Genomic DNA, 19,202 nt, shown 5'->3' on the forward strand with positions numbered 1-19,202 from the left:
TTGTCAATAAATACTAGAAACTTAAGATTTTTATCTTTAGGAATATGATGGTAAAGTTAATATTGACAAGTTATGTTTGAATAGTTTACAGTAAAATTAAATAATTTGTAAAATGTTATAAAGGGGATAATTAGAAAATGATAATATTTAATATACCCGGGAGCAGGAGTATTACCATAAAAAATGTTATTTTTGATTTTAATGGTACTCTTGGACAAGACGGGATTTTAATTGATTCTGTGGGGGATAAATTAAAGGAGTTGGCAGACAAAGGCGTTAATATTTATGTGATTACGGCAGATACTTATGGAACTGTAAAAAAGCAGTGCAGGGATCTTCCGGTTGAAGTTAAGATATTTAATAAAGAAGATTCATCTAAAGGTAAAAAATATATGGTTGAAAAGTTGGGATGTGATGTTACCGCATCTGTTGGCAATGGAAGAAATGATTTGGAGATGTTCAAAAATAGTATTATATCTATTTGTGTTATTGGGGGAGAAGGATGTTTTACTAAATCTTTGCTAGAATCTGATATAGCAGTTACAAACATTTTAGATGCTGTAGATTTATTGTTAAATAATGATAGAATTAGAGCTACACTTAGAACTTAAATAAGGAGGAATAAATATGTGGGTTGTACTCGGATACATAGCTGCTATTATATTAGTAAGCATATTAATATCAGTATTTTCAAACGTCAAGTCAAATAATGAAATTAGGAGAAGAATAGAAAATGATTGGGGTGCAGAGTCTGAAGAAAAATATACGGAAGATGACCTAAAGAGTACAGCTGAATACTTTAATAATAGAAAAGAAGTGGAAAAAGAAACAGTTTTTATCGATGAAATTACCTGGAAAGATCTTGATATGGACAGTATTTTTAAAAAAATAAACAATACAGAAAGTAGTCCTGGAGAACAGTATTTATATAATATATTAAGAGAACCTATATATGAGGAGGAGAAACTTAAACATAGAGATGAATTGATAAAATTTTTTCAGAATAATGATAAAGAGAGAAAAAGTATACAATATATACTTGCAAAACTAGGCAAAAATAGGGTTTGTTTTATAACTGATTACTTTTACAATAAGGGTAATAAGAGAAAATCATTACTGCTTTACTATAGAATTTTGTCCTTGATCCCCTTTGCAGGTGCAGGATTAATATTTTTAAATCCGTATATTGGACTCACTACCATTGTATTGTCCTTTTCCTACAATATATTTTTATATTACAAAGAAAAGAATAGGATAAAGCATAAATTTGAATCCTTTATGTACATACTTAAAATAGTAAAATATGCTGGAGATATTCTGAAAGAAAATGTAAAAGAGTTTAAAGATTACAATGAAAAATTAAGGGAGGCTCTTAAAAAGCTAAAATCTATAACAAGACTTTCTTTTGCTTCAAGAAATAATGGCACAGACGTAGGCATAATAGCTGAGTATACTAGCATGTTTTTACTTACGGATTTAATTAATTATGAAAAAATGTCAAATGCCCTTATGGAAAGAAACAGTGAGTTCAAAGTAATATTTGAAGTAATTGGAACTATAGATAGCTGTATGTCTATTGCAGCTTACAGGAAAAGAATAAAAAATTATGTTACTCCAGAGCTCACTAAATCCAGGAGAAAGCAGGAAAATGTGAATGTGTTTAAAGATATAAGGCATCCCCTTATGAAAAAATCTGTGCCAAACTCCATAGAGATTTCAGATTCCATTTTAATTACAGGGTCCAATGCATCAGGTAAATCAACTTTTTTAAAAACAGTAGCTATAAATATTATTTTAGCTGAGACAATATATACATGTCTTGCTTCAGAATTTAAATGCTGTTATTTCAAGATATATACATCTATGGCTTTGAAAGACGATATATTTAGTAATGAGAGTTATTATATAGTAGAAACTAAATCTTTAAAAAGAATTATAGATAATTTAAATGAGGATATGCCTACTATATGTTTTGTAGATGAAATTTTACGGGGAACCAATACTGTAGAGAGAATTTCGGCTTCTTCTCAAGTGTTAAAATATTTAACTTTAAATAACTGTATATGCATTGCAGCCACCCATGATGTGGAACTTACTCATATACTTGAAAGATATTTTGAAAATTATCATTTTCAAGAAAGCATTGAAAATAATGAGATAAAGTTTGATTATAGAATTCATGAGGGAAGGGCTACCACTCAAAATGCAATAAAACTTTTAGGTATTTTAGGATATAGTGATGCTATTGTAGAAAAGGCACAGGATAAGGCAAACAAATTTTTAACTGATGGTATATGGGAAGTAGAATAATTCCAATATCATACATATAATTATAATAATGAGCATTCAATTTATAATTGAATGCTTTTTGCATGCATTAATGCTTTTATGTTAAGTATTATTATAACGTTTTTATGACAATGTTTACAAATGGGTTGAATAATTGTTTAATTAGATGGTATAATAAATATATCATATTAAAACACTATATTATGAGATAAAAAATTCTTTTATCTAACACTATATAATGTTATGTTATGATTTGTTGAAAAATAATATAAGTCTTAAACACTGGGGGGTATTTTAATGAAAAAACTAAAAAAAAGTTTAGCACTTATTCTGATTTTAATTGTCACAACCATGGCAGCAGGTTGCGGCGGTAGTCAGAGCTCAAGTGAGAAAAAATCAGATTCATCTGCAAAACAAGAGAAAGCAGTTACTTTAACTGTATCTGCTGCTGCAAGTTTAAAGGATTCTATGAATGAAATCAAACAGTTATATGCAAAAGATCATCCTAATGTTACCATTACATATAATTTTGGAGCATCAGGAACTCTTCAACAGCAAATTGAACAAGGAGCACCAGCAGACATATTTATTTCTGCAGCAACAAAACAGATGGATGCATTAAAAGGTAAAAATTTGCTAGTAAACGATACTATAGCTAATCTTTTAAAAAATGATGTAGTTCTTATAGTACCTAAAAATTCATCTTCTAATGTTAAGAGTTTTAACGATTTAGCAAGTGATAAGGTTAAAAAAGTAGCTCTTGGGGAAGTTAAAAGTGTACCAGTAGGGCAATATTCCCAGGAAATACTTACAAATTTAAAGATAATGGATAAGGTTCAACCAAAGGCTATTTATGGTAAGGATGTAAAAGAAGTTTTAACCTGGGTTGAAACCGGAAATGCAGATGCTGGTATTGTTTATAAGACAGATGCATTAGTATCAAAGAAAGTAAACATTGCAGCTACAGCACCTGAAAACTCTCATAAGGATGTAGTATATCCAGCAGCTGTAATTAAAGCTAGTAAAAATCCTACTCAAGCTAAAGATTTTCTTAAATTTTTATCAAGTGATAAAGCTAAAGCCGTATTTCAAAAGTATGGATTTAAACTTGGAAAATAATTTATTGTAATGGAGAGGATAAGTTTATGAGTTTTGATGTTTCGCCTGTATGGATTTCGTTAAAGACTACATTTACGGCTACATTTATAACTTTTTTTATAGGAATTGCAGTAGCTTATTTAATGGTAAATTATAATGGAAAGTTAAGAAATATTTTGGATACTATACTTACCCTCCCACTTGTTCTGCCACCTACGGTGGCAGGATTCTTTCTACTCCTTATATTTGGAATAAATAGTCCTATAGGTAAATCACTTTCTAAAATTGGAATCAATATAATTTTTTCTTGGCCTGCTACAGTAATAGCAGCAGCTGTTGTAGCTTTTCCTCTTATGTATAAAACTACAAAGGCAGCTTTTGAACAGATAGATAGAAATATTGTAAGTGCAGCAAGAACATTAGGTGTTTCTGAATGGAAAGTTTTTTGGAAAGTTGTACTGCCTCTTGCCTGGCCAGGTATAGGGGCAGCTACAGTTCTTTCTTTTGCAAGGGCTCTTGGAGAATTTGGAGCTACTTTAATGATAGCAGGTAATATACCTAACAAAACGGAGACTATTCCTATAGCTATTTATTTTGCAGCTGAAAATGGAGAGATGAATAAGGCTCTTATGTGGGTACTGTTAATAGTTGCAATCTCAACTATAGTCATTTTGCTTATGAATTATTGGAATGACTATCAACAGAAAAATATATACGGTGTTAGGAGAAATTAAAAATGGGACTGTATGTAGATATTGAAAAGAAGTTATCAGGATTTAGTTTAAAAGTAAAATTCAACAGTGAAAGAAATATAATAGGACTTTTAGGAGCTTCAGGATCTGGTAAAAGTATGACACTTAAGTTTATTGCTGGGCTAGATACGCCTGATAGGGGGAAAATAGTATTAAATGAAAAAGTACTATATGATTCTGATAAAAAAATAAATATTCCAAGTAGAAAACGAAAAGTGGGTTTCTTATTTCAAAATTATGCCCTATTTCCAAACATGACTGTAGAACAAAACATAGGGTTTGGATTGCAAAACATGGATAAAGATAAGAAAAATAAGATAATTTCTGAAAAAATAAATATGATGAACCTTAAAGGATTGGAAAGAAGATTTCCAAGTCAACTTTCAGGAGGACAGCAGCAGAGGGCTGCTATTGCCAGGGCTCTTGCAATAGATCCTGAAATACTTCTATTAGATGAACCCTTCTCTGCGTTAGATACTCATCTGAGAAGTAAAATGGAAGAACAACTTATACATATATTGTCGAATTATAATGGACATACGGTATTTGTGTCTCATAATAGAGATGAGATATATCGTATTTGCAAAAATATAGCGGTAATTAATAAAGGTAAAGTAGAAGCTTTTGGAGATAGAGACTATATATTTAAAAATCCTCCCACTGTTTCAGCAGCACAGCTTACAGGGTGTAAAAACATATCTAAGGTTGAAGTAATAGATGAACATACTATAGAAGCTGTAGATTGGGGATGTACTCTTAAAGTTAAGGATAAGATTGAAGATAAGGTATCCTATGTAGGAATTAGAGCACATTACGTTGAATTAGCAGATGATAATAAAAATGAAAACATATTTAAATGCTGTGTAAATCATATAAATGAAAGTCCTTTTACAGTTTCAATTTATTTGGACAGTGTAGAGGAGAAAACATATACTAAGAATAAAAGTTTACTATGGGAAATTCCAAAGGAAAATTGGATTGCACTGAAAAAAATTCACCAACCCTGGAATATATATATAGATAAAAATAACTTTTTCTTAATAAAATAAAAACTGCAAGATAGGGATAAACTAAAACTATCTTGCAGTTTTTATTTTACTGAAGTAAAAACATTACAAAATACATTAAAAGGAAGGTAATTTAATATGAAAATCAGTGCAAGAAATCAGTTAAAAGGAAAAGTTTCTGAAATTAAAGAAGGAGCTGTAAATGGTGAGGTTATAGTAGACTTAGGAAATGGAACAACTATATGCTCAATTATTACAATGGAATCCATTAAGAATTTAGGAATTAAAGTTGGTTCTGAAGTTACAGCACTTGTTAAAGCTTCTTCAGTAATTCTTATGGCATAAGACATTTTCAAATAAACAGAGTTCTTGGTATCAGATGGAGTTTTAAACTCCATCTGATGCTTAGAAATCGTTATCCAGGGACATAGCCGCTCTTTACCCCATTTGGAGAAGTGGAGTATTAGAGCGGATAGTCATCGGAGAAATAACCAGATTATTTACTAAATTAGCAAGTAATGTTTATTACATAACTTGCTAATTTTTTTATGCATTTATATTTAGGAAGGTAACTTCCTGTACTGTTATATACGATGAATTGTATAACAATAATGTAAATTTTAATATATTTATATTTTTTATAATAAGAAAACAAAAAATAAAGGAAAATAGATATAGATGTAGAATTTATAAACAAATGGAGATAATATAGAAAGATATAGTTAATAATTAAATTGATTTTAAAATTTAATTATATTTTTAAGATTTAATAAAATATTTAATTATAAGGGGGACAAATTTATGTCAAAGGTACTTATTGTTGATGATGCATCTTTTATGAGAATATCTCTAAAGACTATGCTTGCTAAAAATGGATTTGAAGTTATTGGAGAAGCTAAAAATGGAGTTTCGGCAATTCTTAAATATAAGCAATATAATCCTGATATTGTAACAATGGATATTACAATGCCTGATATGGATGGAATTGAGGCACTTAAAAAAATCAGAGAATATGATAATAAAGCTAAGGTTGTTATGATAACTGCAATGGGACAAGAAGCTATGGTTAAAAGGGCAATAGTTAGTGGTGCTAGGTCATTTATTGTTAAACCTTTTAAAGAAGATCAATTGGTTAAAGCACTTAATAAAGTATTATCAGTCTAAATATTAAAACTGGGGGTGGTAAATTGTGTCAGATAAAAGCTCAGATGATGTCATACTTGAATCCTATATATTTGAAACATCCCAGCTTATTGATCAACTTGAAACATTAATATTAGAAAATGAAAGTGGAAATTGCTATTCGGAAGAAACTATCAATGAGATATTTCGCATTATGCATACAATTAAAGGATCTTCCGCTATGATGTCCTATGAATATATTTCAAAGTTAGCTCACTCTATAGAAGATTTGTTTTATTTTCTCAGAGAAGAGAAGCCTAAAGATGTAGATTACGAAAGTTTATCAGACTTGATTTTAAGATGTGTAGATTTTATAAAAGTGGAACTTGAAAAAATAAAAAATGGAGATAAAGTTGACGGCAGCTGTGATTCTATAATAGATAATAATAGGAATTTTCTTATAAAATTAAAAGATCGGAACTCTAAGGAGGACGTTAATAAGGAAAATGTAGGTGAGACAAAATTAGCCATTAATGTGTATGAGACAGTTGTATTTTTTGAAGATGACTGTGAAATGGAAAACTTAAGGGCTTATACTGTAGTGGAAACTTTGAGAGAGTTTTCAGAAGAGGTTAATTATATACCTAAGGATATAATGGAAAATGATGATACCTGTAAAACAATACATGAAAGCGGTTTTAAAATATTTATAAAATCTCATAAATCTTATGATGAGCTTTCTGAAATTTTAAACCATACAGTTTTCTTGAAAACCTTTAAACTTGAAAAAGTGGAAAATGCTGAACAGTTTCATCAATCTACTAAACCCAATCAAAGCACAAACGTATGTGATGAAAATACGAAGGATAAATCAATTATACAAGATTTTATAAATGTAAAAGTGGACAAGCTAGATAAACTGATGTATTTAGTAGAGGAAATGGTTATTGCTGAAGCTATGGTTACTCAAAATCCTGATTTGAGAGGAATGAAACTGAGTAATTTTGAAAAATCCTCAAGGCAGCTTCATAAAATTACAAGCGAGCTTCAGGATGTAATAATGTCTGTAAGGATGGTGCCTATATCTATAGTATTTCACAAAATGAATCGTATAGTGCGGGATATGAGTAAAAAATTAAAAAAACAAGTTCACTTAAAATTAATTGGAGAGGATACTGAAGTAGATAAAAATATAATTGAACATATATCAGATCCCCTTATGCATTTAGTACGTAATTCTATTGATCACGGAATAGAATCAGTAGAAGATAGAAAATGTCTTGGAAAAAGTAAAACTGGAACCGTCACATTAGAAGCGAAAAATGAGGGAAATGACATTGTTATAACTGTAAAAGATGATGGTAGTGGATTAGATAAAAAAAGCATATTAGAAAAAGCCATTTCAAATGGAATACTTAAGAAGAATCCAGAGGAAGTGAGTGACCAAGAAATTTATAATTTAATTTTTATTCCAGGATTTTCTACGAACCAAAATGTTACAGAATTTAGCGGCAGAGGGGTTGGAATGGATGTAGTAGTTAAAAATATTCAAGATGTAGGGGGATCAGTTTCAATAGATAGTTTGGAGAATGGTGGCTCTACTACAACTATGAAAATACCTCGAACCCTTGCAATTATAGATGGCATGAATATACGGGTAGGAAATTCATATTATACTATTCCTATTACATCTATAAAAGAACTTTTTAGTGTGGAAAAAAATAATGTAATTTCTAATATGAATGATGATGAAATGATAATGGTAAGAGGTGAGTGTTATCCTATCGTTCGTATACAAAGATTATATAATATAACTACTAATGTTAAAAATTTAGAAGATGGAGTAATTGTTATGGTAGAAAAAGACAATAGGGGACTATGTATATTTGCAGATGAATTAGTTGGACAGCAGCAGGTTGTAGTAAAGTGTTTACCTAATTATATAAAAAAAATAAAAAATATAGATGGAATTGAAGGATGTACCCTTCTTGGAGATGGGAGTATTAGTTTGATACTTGATGTAGGTGAACTTGTAAATATGCTTGGCAAATAAAAACTCACAGCGAAAGGAGAATGTAAATATGTCAGAAGTTGTAGTAGATGATTTAATTGAAGAAGAAGATACGCAAAAGAATAAATATCTTACCTTTACTCTTGAAAATGAATTTTATGGTATAGAAATTAAATACGTTATTGAAATAATAGGAATTCAGCCTATAAGCGAAATACCTGAACTTCCTGAATACATAAAGGGAATTATAAATTTAAGAGGCAAAATAATACCTGTAATGGATGTTAGGTTAAGATTTAAAAAGGAACCACTTGAATATAACGACAGAACATGTATTATTGTAATTCAGATTGAAGATATTTCTGTAGGACTTATTGTAGATGGTGTCTCCGAGGTAATAGATATACCTGACTGTCAAATTGTAGAACCTCCAGAAATCAGCAAAATTAAAAATAAGTTTATAAAAGGTATAGGAAAGGTTCAAGATAATGTAAAACTACTTTTGGATTGTGATAAGCTGTTAAATCATGAGGACGCAGACAGTTTAAGTAATATTTAATATCAAAGGAGTGGATAGATGTGAAATTATTTAATAATTTAAAAATAAGTATAAGATTATTTATAGGTTTTACTTTAATTATAGCTATTGCATGTATAATTGGAATATTTGGATTAACAAGTATAAATAAGATAAATAATTTGGACACTCAATTGTATGAAAATAGGGCAGTTCCGCTAGGAAAGTTGACTGAAATTACTTTATCTTCTGGGGATATAAGATCTAATTTAAAGGATGTAATCTTAGAAGATAGCCAATCGGATATAAATCAATCTATAAACAAGGTAAATTCTTTTAGCTCTAATTTTGATAGACAATTAGATGAATTTTCAAAGTCAATTTTAACTGATTCTGGGAAAGAGGCAGTTGAAAAGCTTAAATCCTCTAAAGAAAAGTATATGGAAATAGCTAATGAAATTATGGAAATGTCGAAAAACGGAAATAACAAAAGTGAAATAAATTTACTTAATAGTAAGCTTGCTACGGCACAGAATGATGTGGCAAATAGCTTAAAAGTGATTATAAGTTTAGAGGAAAATAGTGCGAAAAGTTTTTCAGAGAGCAATGATAAAACGGCAAGTGCAAGTGGAAAACTAATTATAATTTTTATAATTATAGGAATTGCTGCTGCTGCATTACTAGGGACAATTATTTCATTATCTATAATAAGGCCTATTAAAGAACTCATGGCATCTGCAAATAAAATTGCAAGTGGGGATTTAAATGTACATATAAATACTAGTGGAAAAGATGAAGTGGGAATACTTTCAAAGTCATTTAAAAAGATGTCAGATAGTTTAAATGAGGTTATAACCAATATTGAAGCTGCAGCAAACCAGGTAGCTGCTGGGGCTAAGCAGGTATCAGATTCAGGTATAGCTCTTTCAGAAGGTTCTACGGAACAAGCAAGTTCTGTGGAGGAACTGACAGCTTCTGTGGAAGAGATTTCTTCACAAATAAAACTCAATGCAGATAATGCAGGCAAGGCAAATAAGTTGACTGAACACGTGAAAGTTAATGCAGTTAAGGGAAATTCACATATGAAGGAAATGTTAAAAAGTATGGATGATATAAATGCAGCTTCAGGTAATATATCTAAAGTTATAAAGGCTATAGATGATATTGCTTTTCAGACAAACATTTTAGCTTTAAATGCTGCTGTTGAGGCTGCAAGGGCAGGTAAATATGGCAAAGGATTTGCAGTAGTTGCGGAGGAAGTAAGAAATTTAGCTGCAAAATCACGGGATGCTGCAAAAGAAACTACTGCATTAATAGAAGATTCTATTAAAAAAGTGGATACAGGTACTAAAATTGCAAATGAAACGGCTGAAGCTCTTGGTGAAATTGTAGAAGGAGTTGCAAAAGTAGCAGATTTTGTGGAAAGCATAGCAGAAGCTTCTAATGAGCAGGCCACTGGTGCAGAGCAGATTAATAGTGGAATAATGGAGGTATCCCAGGTGATTCAAGAAAATTCTGCTACATCTGAAGAAAGTGCATCAGCAAGTGAAGAGCTTTCAAGCCAGGCGGATATTATGCTAGAACAAGTTAAGAAATTTAAAATAAGAAGAATAAATTCTAGTTATGATAAAATGGAAAATATAAATCCAGAAGTGTTTAATATGTTAAAAGATATGAAGTCAAAAAAGAAATATCATGGAAAAATTGATTTAGGTGATGAAGAATATTAAATGTTTCCAATAGGCAGTTATCTGCGTGCATATTGAGTATTTTTAAATCATTCTATTTACAGAAAGGAAAAGACAAAATGGAGACAAAAAAAATAAGGGTTCTGATTGTCGATGACAGTTTAGTATTTAGAGAAGTTATATCCATGGGTATTTCTTCTGAACCATATATAGAAGTAGTAGCTAGAGCGGTTGATCCTTTTGATGCCAGGGATAAAATACTTGAATTTCATCCTGATGTGATGATATGTGATGTGCAGATGCCAAAGATGAATGGTATAGAGTTTATAAAAAGATTGCTTCCACAGTATCCACTTCCTATAATAGTTGTAAGTTCTATAAATGAATCATTAGTAGATGCAATGGAAGCAGGTGCTGTAGATTTTGTTTCAAAGCCAGATGTACAATCTACAAATAGTGTAAAAGCTTTTATAGGCACTTTGATAGAAAAGATCAATACGTGCTATGGTGTAAATGTAGTATCTGGTAAAAAAAAGAAATCAGTTTTGTTTAATATAAGTCAGCACATTAATACAAATAAGATAATTGTAATAGGAGCATCTACAGGAGGTACTGAAGCTGTATATAATATACTTAAAACATTTCCTGAAAACATGCCCGGTATTTTAATTGTACAGCATATACCGCCTGTCTTTTCAAGAATGTTTGCAGAAAGACTTAATAGTCAAACAAAATTACAAGTAAGAGAGGCACAAGGGGGGGAGTATGTTGAAACTGGAAGGGTATTAATTGCCCCTGGTGATAAACATATGACCATTAAAAAGATTGGAAATAAGTATAAGGTTCAACTATTTCGTGGTGAAAAAGTCAATGGACATTGTCCTTCTGTAGATGTACTTTTTGAATCGGTAGCAAAGGAAGCCTCTAAAAATGCAATTGGTATTATACTTACTGGTATGGGCTATGATGGTGCTAAGGGACTTCGTTATATGAGAAGAAAAGGAGCTCAAACTATTGGACAAGATGAGAAATCATCTGTAGTATATGGCATGCCCAAAGTTGCCTACGAAATAGGGGCTGTAGAAAAACAAGTATCTCTTGATAATATACCTGAGGTGCTGTTTGGTATGCTGCGCTAATTATGAGTCCTGTGCTTTTTTGCCCATATTTTAAATACTAGTGCGTTTATAATATCATATATACCATAAATGAATGGAAAAACACGATTTATGGTGTAGTAACTAAGGGCATATAAAGGTGAAGGGTAAACGGAATGAAAGTTGAATTTTATACCTATGAGCATACAGAAGGCTACCCATTTAGGTGGATGAATAGGGAATGGAATGGGTGCTTTTTCACCTGCATTTTTAAAAAAATTTGATGCAGTTGCTACTGGATAAACAAGAGTGAGTTTCCCTCTGTCATTTTTTTCAAAACGGTATGTGTGAACAAAGTGGTCTATAGCTGATTTTGTTGAACAATAAAGGGCATAGCCGGGAAGTGGTACATGGCTTACTGCAGAACATGTTATTACTACAGTATAACGCCTTCCTTTATTTAGCTCTTTCATTTTTTCAAAGGAGTATATTGGTGAAATTACGTTTGTTTTAAAAATATTTTCTATATGATTCCAATCAGCTTTGTTTAGTTCTTCGCAATAGGCAAAACCTGCATTTGCAATGAATAGATCTATACCGCCCATTTTTTTAAAAGCAAAATCAAATAATTTATCTATATTTTCTTTCTGAGATACATCACATTTATAGGGAGTTATTTTATTGTTTATATCAGGTATATTTTCTATGCTTCGTCCGACTGCAATAATTGTAGTATCATATTTTGCTAGCATTTTCAGTAGTTCCCCTCCAATACCAGAAGAAGCACCTGTAATTATAATTCGTTTTCCATTTAAGTTCATAGTTATCCTCCTTTAACTAATTGAACTTTCGCACATATAAAATTTTGACTTAATATGAAAATAATGCGAAACATTTTTTAGAGGACAATTGACAGAGGACATAGGACAGTGAAGGTAAGTTTCCTTCCTTATGTCAGAAAACTAATTTATTTTTTTAGGCTTGTTTTGCTAATATAAAAAGCTTCAAATTTATATAAATCAGCAATATTTCGCTTTAGCGAAATGAGTCATTAAAAATTTAATTAAAGATTTTTCGTAGTGCAGCGGAGGAAAATCCTCCTTCACTGTACTATGTCAATTGTCCTCTGTCCTCTCAAAAATATTGCGACGCAATATTTTTAAATTGCGAAAGTTGAGTTACTAATATTATATTATTTTAAAAAGGTATAATAAATACCTGTAAAACTATTAAGACAAAAAAACATAAAAAATTGTAAAATTATCATTGACAATAGAAAAAAATAGGTATATATTGAAAGCATAATAAAACTTAATAAAGTTAAAACTTTCGGGGCAGGGTGAAATTCCCGATCGGCGGTATAGTCCGCGAGCTTTTATAGCATGAACTGGTTTAATTCCAGTACCGACAGTAAAGTCTGGATAAAAGAAAGTAAAGATATAGTTTAAGCTATGTTTTTATGTGTTTTGTAATTTTATTCCCTGAAGGTTGCTTCAGGGAATTTTTATATGCAAAATTTCAAGAAAAGTAGGAGTTCTATAAATATTCAATGTTATATTTTTATAAAAAAGTAAATAAATATATAATTTAAATTATGGAAGTGAATCTTATGGAAAAAGAAAATACAGATGAAAAGTATATGAAAGAAGCTTTAAAACTAGCTTTATTGGGAAAAGGATTTGTGAATCCAAACCCCCTTGTGGGAGCTGTGATAGTTAAAAATGGAAAGATAATAGGAAAAGGTTATCATAGGTTCTTTGGAGGGCCTCATGCGGAAGTATATGCACTTAGAGAAGCAGGAGATAATGCAAAAGGTGCAGATTTGTATGTAACGTTAGAACCTTGTTCACATTATGGAAAAACTCCGCCTTGTGCAAAAGCTATAGTAGAAGCTGGAATAAAAAAGGTAGTAATAGGAAGCGTAGATCCAAATCCTCTTGTATCAGGAAGAGGTGTAAAAATTTTAAGAGATGAAAATATAGAAGTAGTTACCGGGGTTATGGAAAGAGAAGCTGTAAAAATAAATGAGATATTTATGAATTATATAAAGTCAAAGTTACCTTTTGTAATTTTAAAATCGGGAGTTACTTTAGATGGAAAAATAGCTACAGTTAGTGGTGAATCTAAGTGGATAACAGGTGAAAAATCAAGGTTAAAAGTTCACAAGATGCGAAATAGAGTTATGGCAATTATGGTTGGAGTAGGTACTGTGATTTTAGATGACCCTCTCTTAACTACAAGGCTTGAAGAAAAGTGTAAAAGTCCTAAGGCTGTAATTGTAGACTCAAAGCTGAGAGTACCTGTTGAATCTCAAATTTTTAAAACTTCTTGTGAAAGAGAAATAATAATAGCATGTACAGAAAAATTTGATAAAGACAAGGCAGAGTCTTTAAAATCTATGGGAGTAAATATAGTTGTCTGTCCAGAAAATAAAGAAGGAAGGGTGGATTTAAAATATTTAACTGAAAAACTTGGAGAAATGGGTATAGATAGTGTACTTGTTGAGGGAGGTGCAGAACTTAATTTTTCTGCACTTAAGTCTGGAATTGTAAATAAAGTTATTTATTTTATTGCACCTAAAATACTTGGAGGTAAGAATGCTAAAACTTCAGTTGAAGGATATGGAATTGAAAACCTCTCAGACAGTATAAAATTAAAAGATATATGTGCAGAAAATGTGGGAGAGGATATTATGATACAAGCCTATGTAATAAATGCTGAAAATTAGAAAGAAGGGATAAACTTGTTTACTGGTTTGGTAGAAGAAATAGGAGAAATATTAAAAGTATCAAAGGGAAGAAATTCTTCAAAAGTGTGTATAAAGGCAGAAAGTTTACTGGATGGAGTTAAATTGGGAGACAGCATTGCTGTAAATGGAACTTGTGTTACTGTAGTTGATTTAAAAAAAGATTCTTTTACTGTAGATATTATGGCTGAAACTTTGAGAATGAGCAGTTTAAAAGATTTAAAAATAGGAAGCAAAGTTAACCTGGAAAGGGCTCTAAGGCTTGGAGACAGATTAGGTGGGCATATAGTAAGTGGACATATAGATGGTACTGGAAAAATTGTAGATGTGAGAGAAGAGGACATCTCAACCTGGATAGACATAGAGGCGTCTTCTGATTTACTTAGATATATAGTACGAAAAGGTTCCGTGACTATAGATGGTGTGAGCCTTACTGTAGCAGAATTAAATAAAAATTGTTTTAGTGTGTCCCTTATACCCCATACTAAGATGGAAACTATTTTAGATTATAAAAAAATAGGGGATTTAGTAAATATAGAGTGTGATTTAATAGGAAAATATGTAGAAAAGATGGTTTTGAATCCAAAAAAAGAGTCAGAAAAGAGCGGCAGTATAGATGCCTTAAAACTAAAGGAATATGGCTTTATCTGATGGCTACCTACTGTAACACTCCCACGCGCACAGCGAAAGCGACTATCACCAAATCAAAGATTTGGGATATCTGCTTTTCTATCAAAGCGGGAGCTAACAGTAGCTACGCCCCTAGATAATTCATCTAAACTTAGTGAGAGAAACAAAACTCTAAAGAGAAAGCGACTATCATCAAATCAAAGATCTGAGATATCTGCTTGCACACAGCGAAAGCGACTATACCAAATCAGAGATTTGGAATATCTGCTTTTCCCACTAAGTAAGATTCATTGATGCAATAAGGCATTTTCTTTCAGATGCCTAAACATTTATTTTTGAAGGGAGATAAAAATCATGAATTTTAAATTTGATACTATAGAAGATGCAATAAAAGATCTTAAACAAGGGAAAATGATCATAATTGTAGATGATGAAGGAAGAGAAAATGAAGGTGATTTAGTTATACCTGCAGAAAAGGCAACTGGGGAAAATATTAATTTTATGATCAAATATGCAAAAGGTCTCTTGTGTGCACCAATTGAAGAAGAAATAGCAATAAAACTTGGATTAAATCCTATGGTTCAGCATAACACAGACAATCATGAAACGGCATTTACTGTAACTGTTGACTATAAAGATACTACAACGGGAATATCAGCTTTTGAAAGGGCTCATACCATAAATATGATAGCTGCTTCAAATTCTAAAGATGACTTTAGGAGACCAGGACACATATTTCCGCTTATAGCTAAAGAAAATGGAGTGTTTGACAGAACTGGGCATACGGAAGCTTCAGTTGATCTAGCTAAGCTTGCAGGATTTAAAGGTGCAGCAGCAATATGTGAAATAATAAAAGATGATGGAACTATGGCAAGAAGAGATGACTTGATGGAGTTTGCTAAAGAACATAATTTAAAAATTGTTACTATAGTGGACTTAATAGCCTATAGAAAGAAAACAGAGAAATTAGTTAAAAGAGTGGCTTCTGCTAATCTTCCAACTAGGTTTGGAAAATTTAAAATTATAGGTTATAAAAATATATTAAACGGTGATGAGCATGTGTGCCTTGTAAAGGGAGATAACTTTGAAAAAGAACCTGTCCTTGTGAGAGTACATTCAGAGTGTCTTACGGGAGATGTTTTTCACTCACTTAGATGCGACTGCGGACAGCAGCTTCAATCTGCACTTAAACAGATAGAAAAAGAAGGCAAAGGTGTACTTTTATATATGAGTCAAGAAGGAAGAGGCATAGGAATTTTAAATAAGATAAAAGCTTATAAGCTTCAAGAAAATGGAATGGATACAGTAGAGGCAAATTTAGCATTGGGATTTCCAGCAGATATGCGTGATTATGGGATAGGAGCACAAATACTTAAAGATATAGGTATTAAAAAAATAAAACTTCTTACGAATAATCCAAAGAAAATTGAGGGACTTTCAGATTATGGATTGGAAATAGTAGAGAGAGTACCTATTGAAGTAGATTGTTCGAAGGAAAGTAAGAGATATATGAAAACTAAACGGGAAAAGATGGGACATTTATTAAAATTATATAAATAAAAATAGAAAAGAGAGGATTATTTATGAAGACATATGAAGGAAAATTAGTTGCAGAAGGTTTAAAATTTGGAATTGTAATTGCAAGATTTAATGAATTTATAGGCACAAAATTGCTAGAGGGTGCGTTAGACTGCTTAAAAAGACATGGAGCATGTGAAGAAGACATTGAGGTAGCTTGGGTTCCAGGAGCTTTTGAAATACCAGTGATTTCAAAGAAAATGGCTTTTTCTAAAAAGTATGATGCAGTTATTTGTCTGGGAGCAGTAATAAGAGGACAGACGCCTCATTTTGATTATGTAGCAAATGAAGTGTCAAAGGGAGTAGCAAGTGTTTCCCTTGAAAGCGGTATGCCAGTTATATTCAGTGTTCTTACCACAGATAATATAGAGCAAGCTGTAGAAAGAGCAGGAACTAAAGGTGGAAATAAAGGGTATGATGGAGCTATGTCAGCTATAGAAATGGCAAATTTAATGAAACAGTTTTAAAGATAATAAACGCTAAATCAATTCACAATGAATGATGTACAATTCACAATTAAGGATGATTTTCTGTTACCACAGAAAATCTACCGAAATTGTGAATTGATTATAGAATATGACAGCAGCTCCTGCTGCTTTTTTTTATTTCTTTCATATTTAAAATTAAAGTGGTAGATGAAGTTATTATTAAACTTATTGCAGTACTGTATATATTTATCCATGATATACCTGCAAGTATGTATATTAATATGACTTCTAAGATGGCAGAAATCAAGGAGTTTTTTAATAGTATATTTTGTTTGCCAATGCCATTTAAAATACCAGAAGTAGAAAAGGAGACAAAGGTAACAGGAGCAGCTAGTGAAGCAAATTTTATATAATTTCCCAGGTCATTTCTATTATAAAATAATTTTCCTAAGTAATCTCCAGTGGAAAGGCAAATTACCATGGTACAGATACCTAAAAATAAAGATATTTTTATAATCTGATGAATTCTTTTTTCTATAGACCAGTAATTTTTACGGCTCATCTTTTCTGATAAATCTGGAATGAGAACCATGGATATGGAATTTATAATTGTAATTGGAAAAAATATTATATTTAAAGCCATGCCGTCAAATTTACCTATCATAGCTAGGGCTAAGTTGTACTCTATGCCAGATGCTACAAGCCTTCTTGGGGTTATAAGTGTAGAGACAGCACCAAGTGCAGTAGACAAAAATCCATTTAAACAAAGGGGAAAAGATAGTACCAGTATATTGAATAAAAGCTGAAGTTTGTCTTCGGGATTTGAAAAACTAGATCTAAATTTTCTCCTTCTAGTTTTATACATGATGTAAAGTAATATAAAACTTATAAATTCTCCTATAGTTAAAGTTGTATAAGCTGCTGTTACAGTGCTGCTTACATCTTTCAAGGAAAATATAGTTATTATGCTAATTATTATGACAATGCGGAGAAATTTTTCTGATATATCTATAATTGCAGGTATTTTAACCTGAGATATTCCATAAAAATATCCTTTTAGTATGGAAGACAAAGCTATGAAGAACATAGCTGGGCACATAGCCTGCAGGGCATGTATCGATCTAGGGTCATCTACTATTTTAGTACCTATGTAAGGAGCATTTATAAAGACGGTACAGACTATAAGTAAAGCAAAGAGTGAATTAAAAGTTAGAGATGCATCTATGGAATTATTTAAATTATTAAAATCATCTTTGCTAAAATATACGGCAGCTATTTTGGAAATGGCTGCTACCATACCTCCCGATATAAGGCATATGAACAAATCATATATAGGCATTATTAGTCCATAGAGACCTATTCCTTCAGCTCCAAGTTCTCTAGATAATATTATGGGAAATATAAATGCAAATATAGAAGTAATTAAATTTGAACAAATTAAAATAAGTGAATTTTTTAAAAACCTGTCTCTTTTCATAAAAACTCCCGTAATTAAAATTAGAATTAATATTAATAATTATGATAAGGATTTAAAGTATATTCTTTTTACTCATAAAAGTTTCTATTAGGCATTTTGTGATATACTAAACTTAAATTGTAAAGTTATATGAAAATTCATGATAGAAAGGATTGTTTTTGATGAATAAATTAATTTGCAGCATCTGTGGTATGATTATAGATGATAAAAATTATTTTTTCAATAAGGAGGCTTTTCTTATAAAAAACACTTCGGAAAATATAATGTTTTGCCCTTTTTGTGGAGCTCCTGTAAGATATTTAGTTGAAGATGAACATAAAATCAAAACTTCAGGACACAATTTGGATGAAGGGCATTTAAAAATAGTGAATAATGCATTTAAGCTGGAAGTATTTAATGGAGATTTTTATAAAGAAGCTTCAAAATTAGCTGAAGATTCAAAGATAAAAGATATGTTTAAGGCACTTTCTAGAATAGAGTATATGCATGCTTCAGTGCACAAGAAAATAGGAGGATTTACATCTGAACCTAATCTCAAAAAATTAGATTACTCTAAATACGCAAGTAATGATAAATTACTTGAAATGGCATGTAAAAGGGAAAAACATGCAGTGGAATACTATGAAAAGTATGCTAACCGTATGGAAGATAATAAAATTAGAGATGTATTTAATGTACTAGCATATGTAGAAAAAATACATATACAACTTACAGATAAAAAATAAGCTAAAAATTCATAAGCCATATATTAAAATTAAAAGA

18 protein-coding genes and 1 riboswitch are annotated in these 19,202 nt (G+C 31.0%); of the genes, 16 read left to right on the forward strand and 2 right to left on the reverse strand.

The window, feature by feature from the left end:
• Positions 1-137 precede the first annotated feature (137 nt).
• The 11 genes from WY13_RS00865 (at position 138) to WY13_RS00915 (ending at position 11,623) form a co-directional block, all read left to right on the forward strand.
• The gene (locus WY13_RS00865) at positions 138-611 is read left to right on the forward strand and encodes an HAD family hydrolase (RefSeq protein WP_063553834.1); all 474 of its coding nucleotides are present in this window, start codon (positions 138-140) and stop codon (positions 609-611) included.
• Positions 612-627: 16 nt separating this feature from the next.
• Positions 628-2,310: a MutS-related protein gene (locus WY13_RS00870; protein WP_063553835.1), complete on the forward strand. Its 1,683-nt coding sequence runs from the start codon at positions 628-630 to the stop codon at positions 2,308-2,310.
• Positions 2,311-2,586: 276 nt separating this feature from the next.
• Positions 2,587-3,408, forward strand: coding sequence for a molybdate ABC transporter substrate-binding protein (gene modA, locus WY13_RS00875; RefSeq protein ID WP_063553836.1), 822 nt, complete (start codon positions 2,587-2,589; stop codon positions 3,406-3,408).
• Positions 3,409-3,434: 26 nt separating this feature from the next.
• Complete coding sequence (gene modB / locus WY13_RS00880; RefSeq protein WP_063553837.1) at positions 3,435-4,121, forward strand: molybdate ABC transporter permease subunit; 687 nt, start codon at positions 3,435-3,437, stop codon at positions 4,119-4,121.
• A 2-nt stretch (positions 4,122-4,123) separates the two neighbouring features.
• Positions 4,124-5,188 carry a sulfate/molybdate ABC transporter ATP-binding protein gene (locus WY13_RS00885; protein WP_063553838.1) on the forward strand — a complete coding sequence of 355 codons (1,065 nt, stop codon included), beginning with the start codon at positions 4,124-4,126 and terminating at the stop codon, positions 5,186-5,188.
• 96 nt (positions 5,189-5,284) lie between these two features.
• Positions 5,285-5,491: a TOBE domain-containing protein gene (locus WY13_RS00890; protein WP_063553839.1), complete on the forward strand. Its 207-nt coding sequence runs from the start codon at positions 5,285-5,287 to the stop codon at positions 5,489-5,491.
• 456 nt (positions 5,492-5,947) lie between these two features.
• On the forward strand, positions 5,948-6,310 hold the full coding sequence (locus tag WY13_RS00895; protein WP_063553840.1) for a response regulator: 363 nt from the start codon (positions 5,948-5,950) through the stop codon (positions 6,308-6,310).
• Positions 6,311-6,335: 25 nt separating this feature from the next.
• On the forward strand, positions 6,336-8,321 hold the full coding sequence (locus WY13_RS00900; RefSeq protein WP_063553841.1) for a chemotaxis protein CheA: 1,986 nt from the start codon (positions 6,336-6,338) through the stop codon (positions 8,319-8,321).
• A gap of 28 nt (positions 8,322-8,349) precedes the next feature.
• Entirely contained in the window at positions 8,350-8,838 is a 489-nt protein-coding gene (locus WY13_RS00905) for a chemotaxis protein CheW (protein ID WP_063553842.1), read from the forward strand.
• Positions 8,839-8,858: 20 nt separating this feature from the next.
• Positions 8,859-10,526 (forward strand): methyl-accepting chemotaxis protein, encoded by a 1,668-nt coding sequence (locus WY13_RS00910; RefSeq protein ID WP_063553843.1) that lies wholly within the window; start codon positions 8,859-8,861, stop codon positions 10,524-10,526.
• A gap of 77 nt (positions 10,527-10,603) precedes the next feature.
• Entirely contained in the window at positions 10,604-11,623 is a 1,020-nt protein-coding gene (locus WY13_RS00915) for a protein-glutamate methylesterase/protein-glutamine glutaminase (protein WP_063553844.1), read from the forward strand.
• Here WY13_RS00915 and WY13_RS00920 read toward each other — a convergent pair.
• On the reverse strand, positions 11,620-12,402 hold the full coding sequence (locus tag WY13_RS00920; RefSeq protein WP_063553845.1) for an SDR family NAD(P)-dependent oxidoreductase: 783 nt from the start codon (positions 12,400-12,402) through the stop codon (positions 11,620-11,622). The two genes, WY13_RS00915 and WY13_RS00920, sit on opposite strands and share 4 nt — an antisense overlap.
• A gap of 500 nt (positions 12,403-12,902) precedes the next feature.
• A riboswitch (FMN riboswitch) is annotated at positions 12,903-13,018 on the forward strand.
• Between the two features lie 172 nt (positions 13,019-13,190).
• Between WY13_RS00920 and ribD the strand changes: the two genes are divergently transcribed.
• From ribD to ribH, 4 genes are all read left to right on the forward strand, one after another.
• Complete coding sequence (gene ribD / locus WY13_RS00925) at positions 13,191-14,309, forward strand: bifunctional diaminohydroxyphosphoribosylaminopyrimidine deaminase/5-amino-6-(5-phosphoribosylamino)uracil reductase RibD (protein WP_063553846.1); 1,119 nt, start codon at positions 13,191-13,193, stop codon at positions 14,307-14,309.
• Positions 14,310-14,324: 15 nt separating this feature from the next.
• A complete protein-coding gene (locus tag WY13_RS00930; RefSeq protein ID WP_063553847.1) occupies positions 14,325-14,978 on the forward strand; it encodes a riboflavin synthase in 654 nt (217 codons plus the stop codon).
• Positions 14,979-15,311: 333 nt separating this feature from the next.
• The gene (locus tag WY13_RS00935; RefSeq protein ID WP_063553848.1) at positions 15,312-16,517 is read left to right on the forward strand and encodes a bifunctional 3,4-dihydroxy-2-butanone-4-phosphate synthase/GTP cyclohydrolase II; all 1,206 of its coding nucleotides are present in this window, start codon (positions 15,312-15,314) and stop codon (positions 16,515-16,517) included.
• A gap of 23 nt (positions 16,518-16,540) precedes the next feature.
• Positions 16,541-17,002: a 6,7-dimethyl-8-ribityllumazine synthase gene (ribH, locus tag WY13_RS00940; protein ID WP_063553849.1), complete on the forward strand. Its 462-nt coding sequence runs from the start codon at positions 16,541-16,543 to the stop codon at positions 17,000-17,002.
• Positions 17,003-17,102: 100 nt separating this feature from the next.
• Here ribH and spoVB read toward each other — a convergent pair whose 3' ends face one another.
• Positions 17,103-18,440: a stage V sporulation protein B gene (gene spoVB, locus WY13_RS00945; protein ID WP_063553850.1), complete on the reverse strand. Its 1,338-nt coding sequence runs from the start codon at positions 18,438-18,440 to the stop codon at positions 17,103-17,105.
• A 161-nt stretch (positions 18,441-18,601) separates the two neighbouring features.
• On the opposite strand from spoVB, the gene WY13_RS00950 reads away from it, so the two are divergent.
• On the forward strand, positions 18,602-19,165 hold the full coding sequence (locus WY13_RS00950; RefSeq protein ID WP_063553851.1) for a ferritin family protein: 564 nt from the start codon (positions 18,602-18,604) through the stop codon (positions 19,163-19,165).
• The last annotated feature ends 37 nt before the right edge of the window (positions 19,166-19,202 follow it).

Source organism: Clostridium ljungdahlii (assembly GCF_001636845.1).
In the GTDB taxonomy this organism is placed as follows: domain Bacteria; phylum Bacillota; class Clostridia; order Clostridiales; family Clostridiaceae; genus Clostridium_B; species Clostridium_B ljungdahlii_A.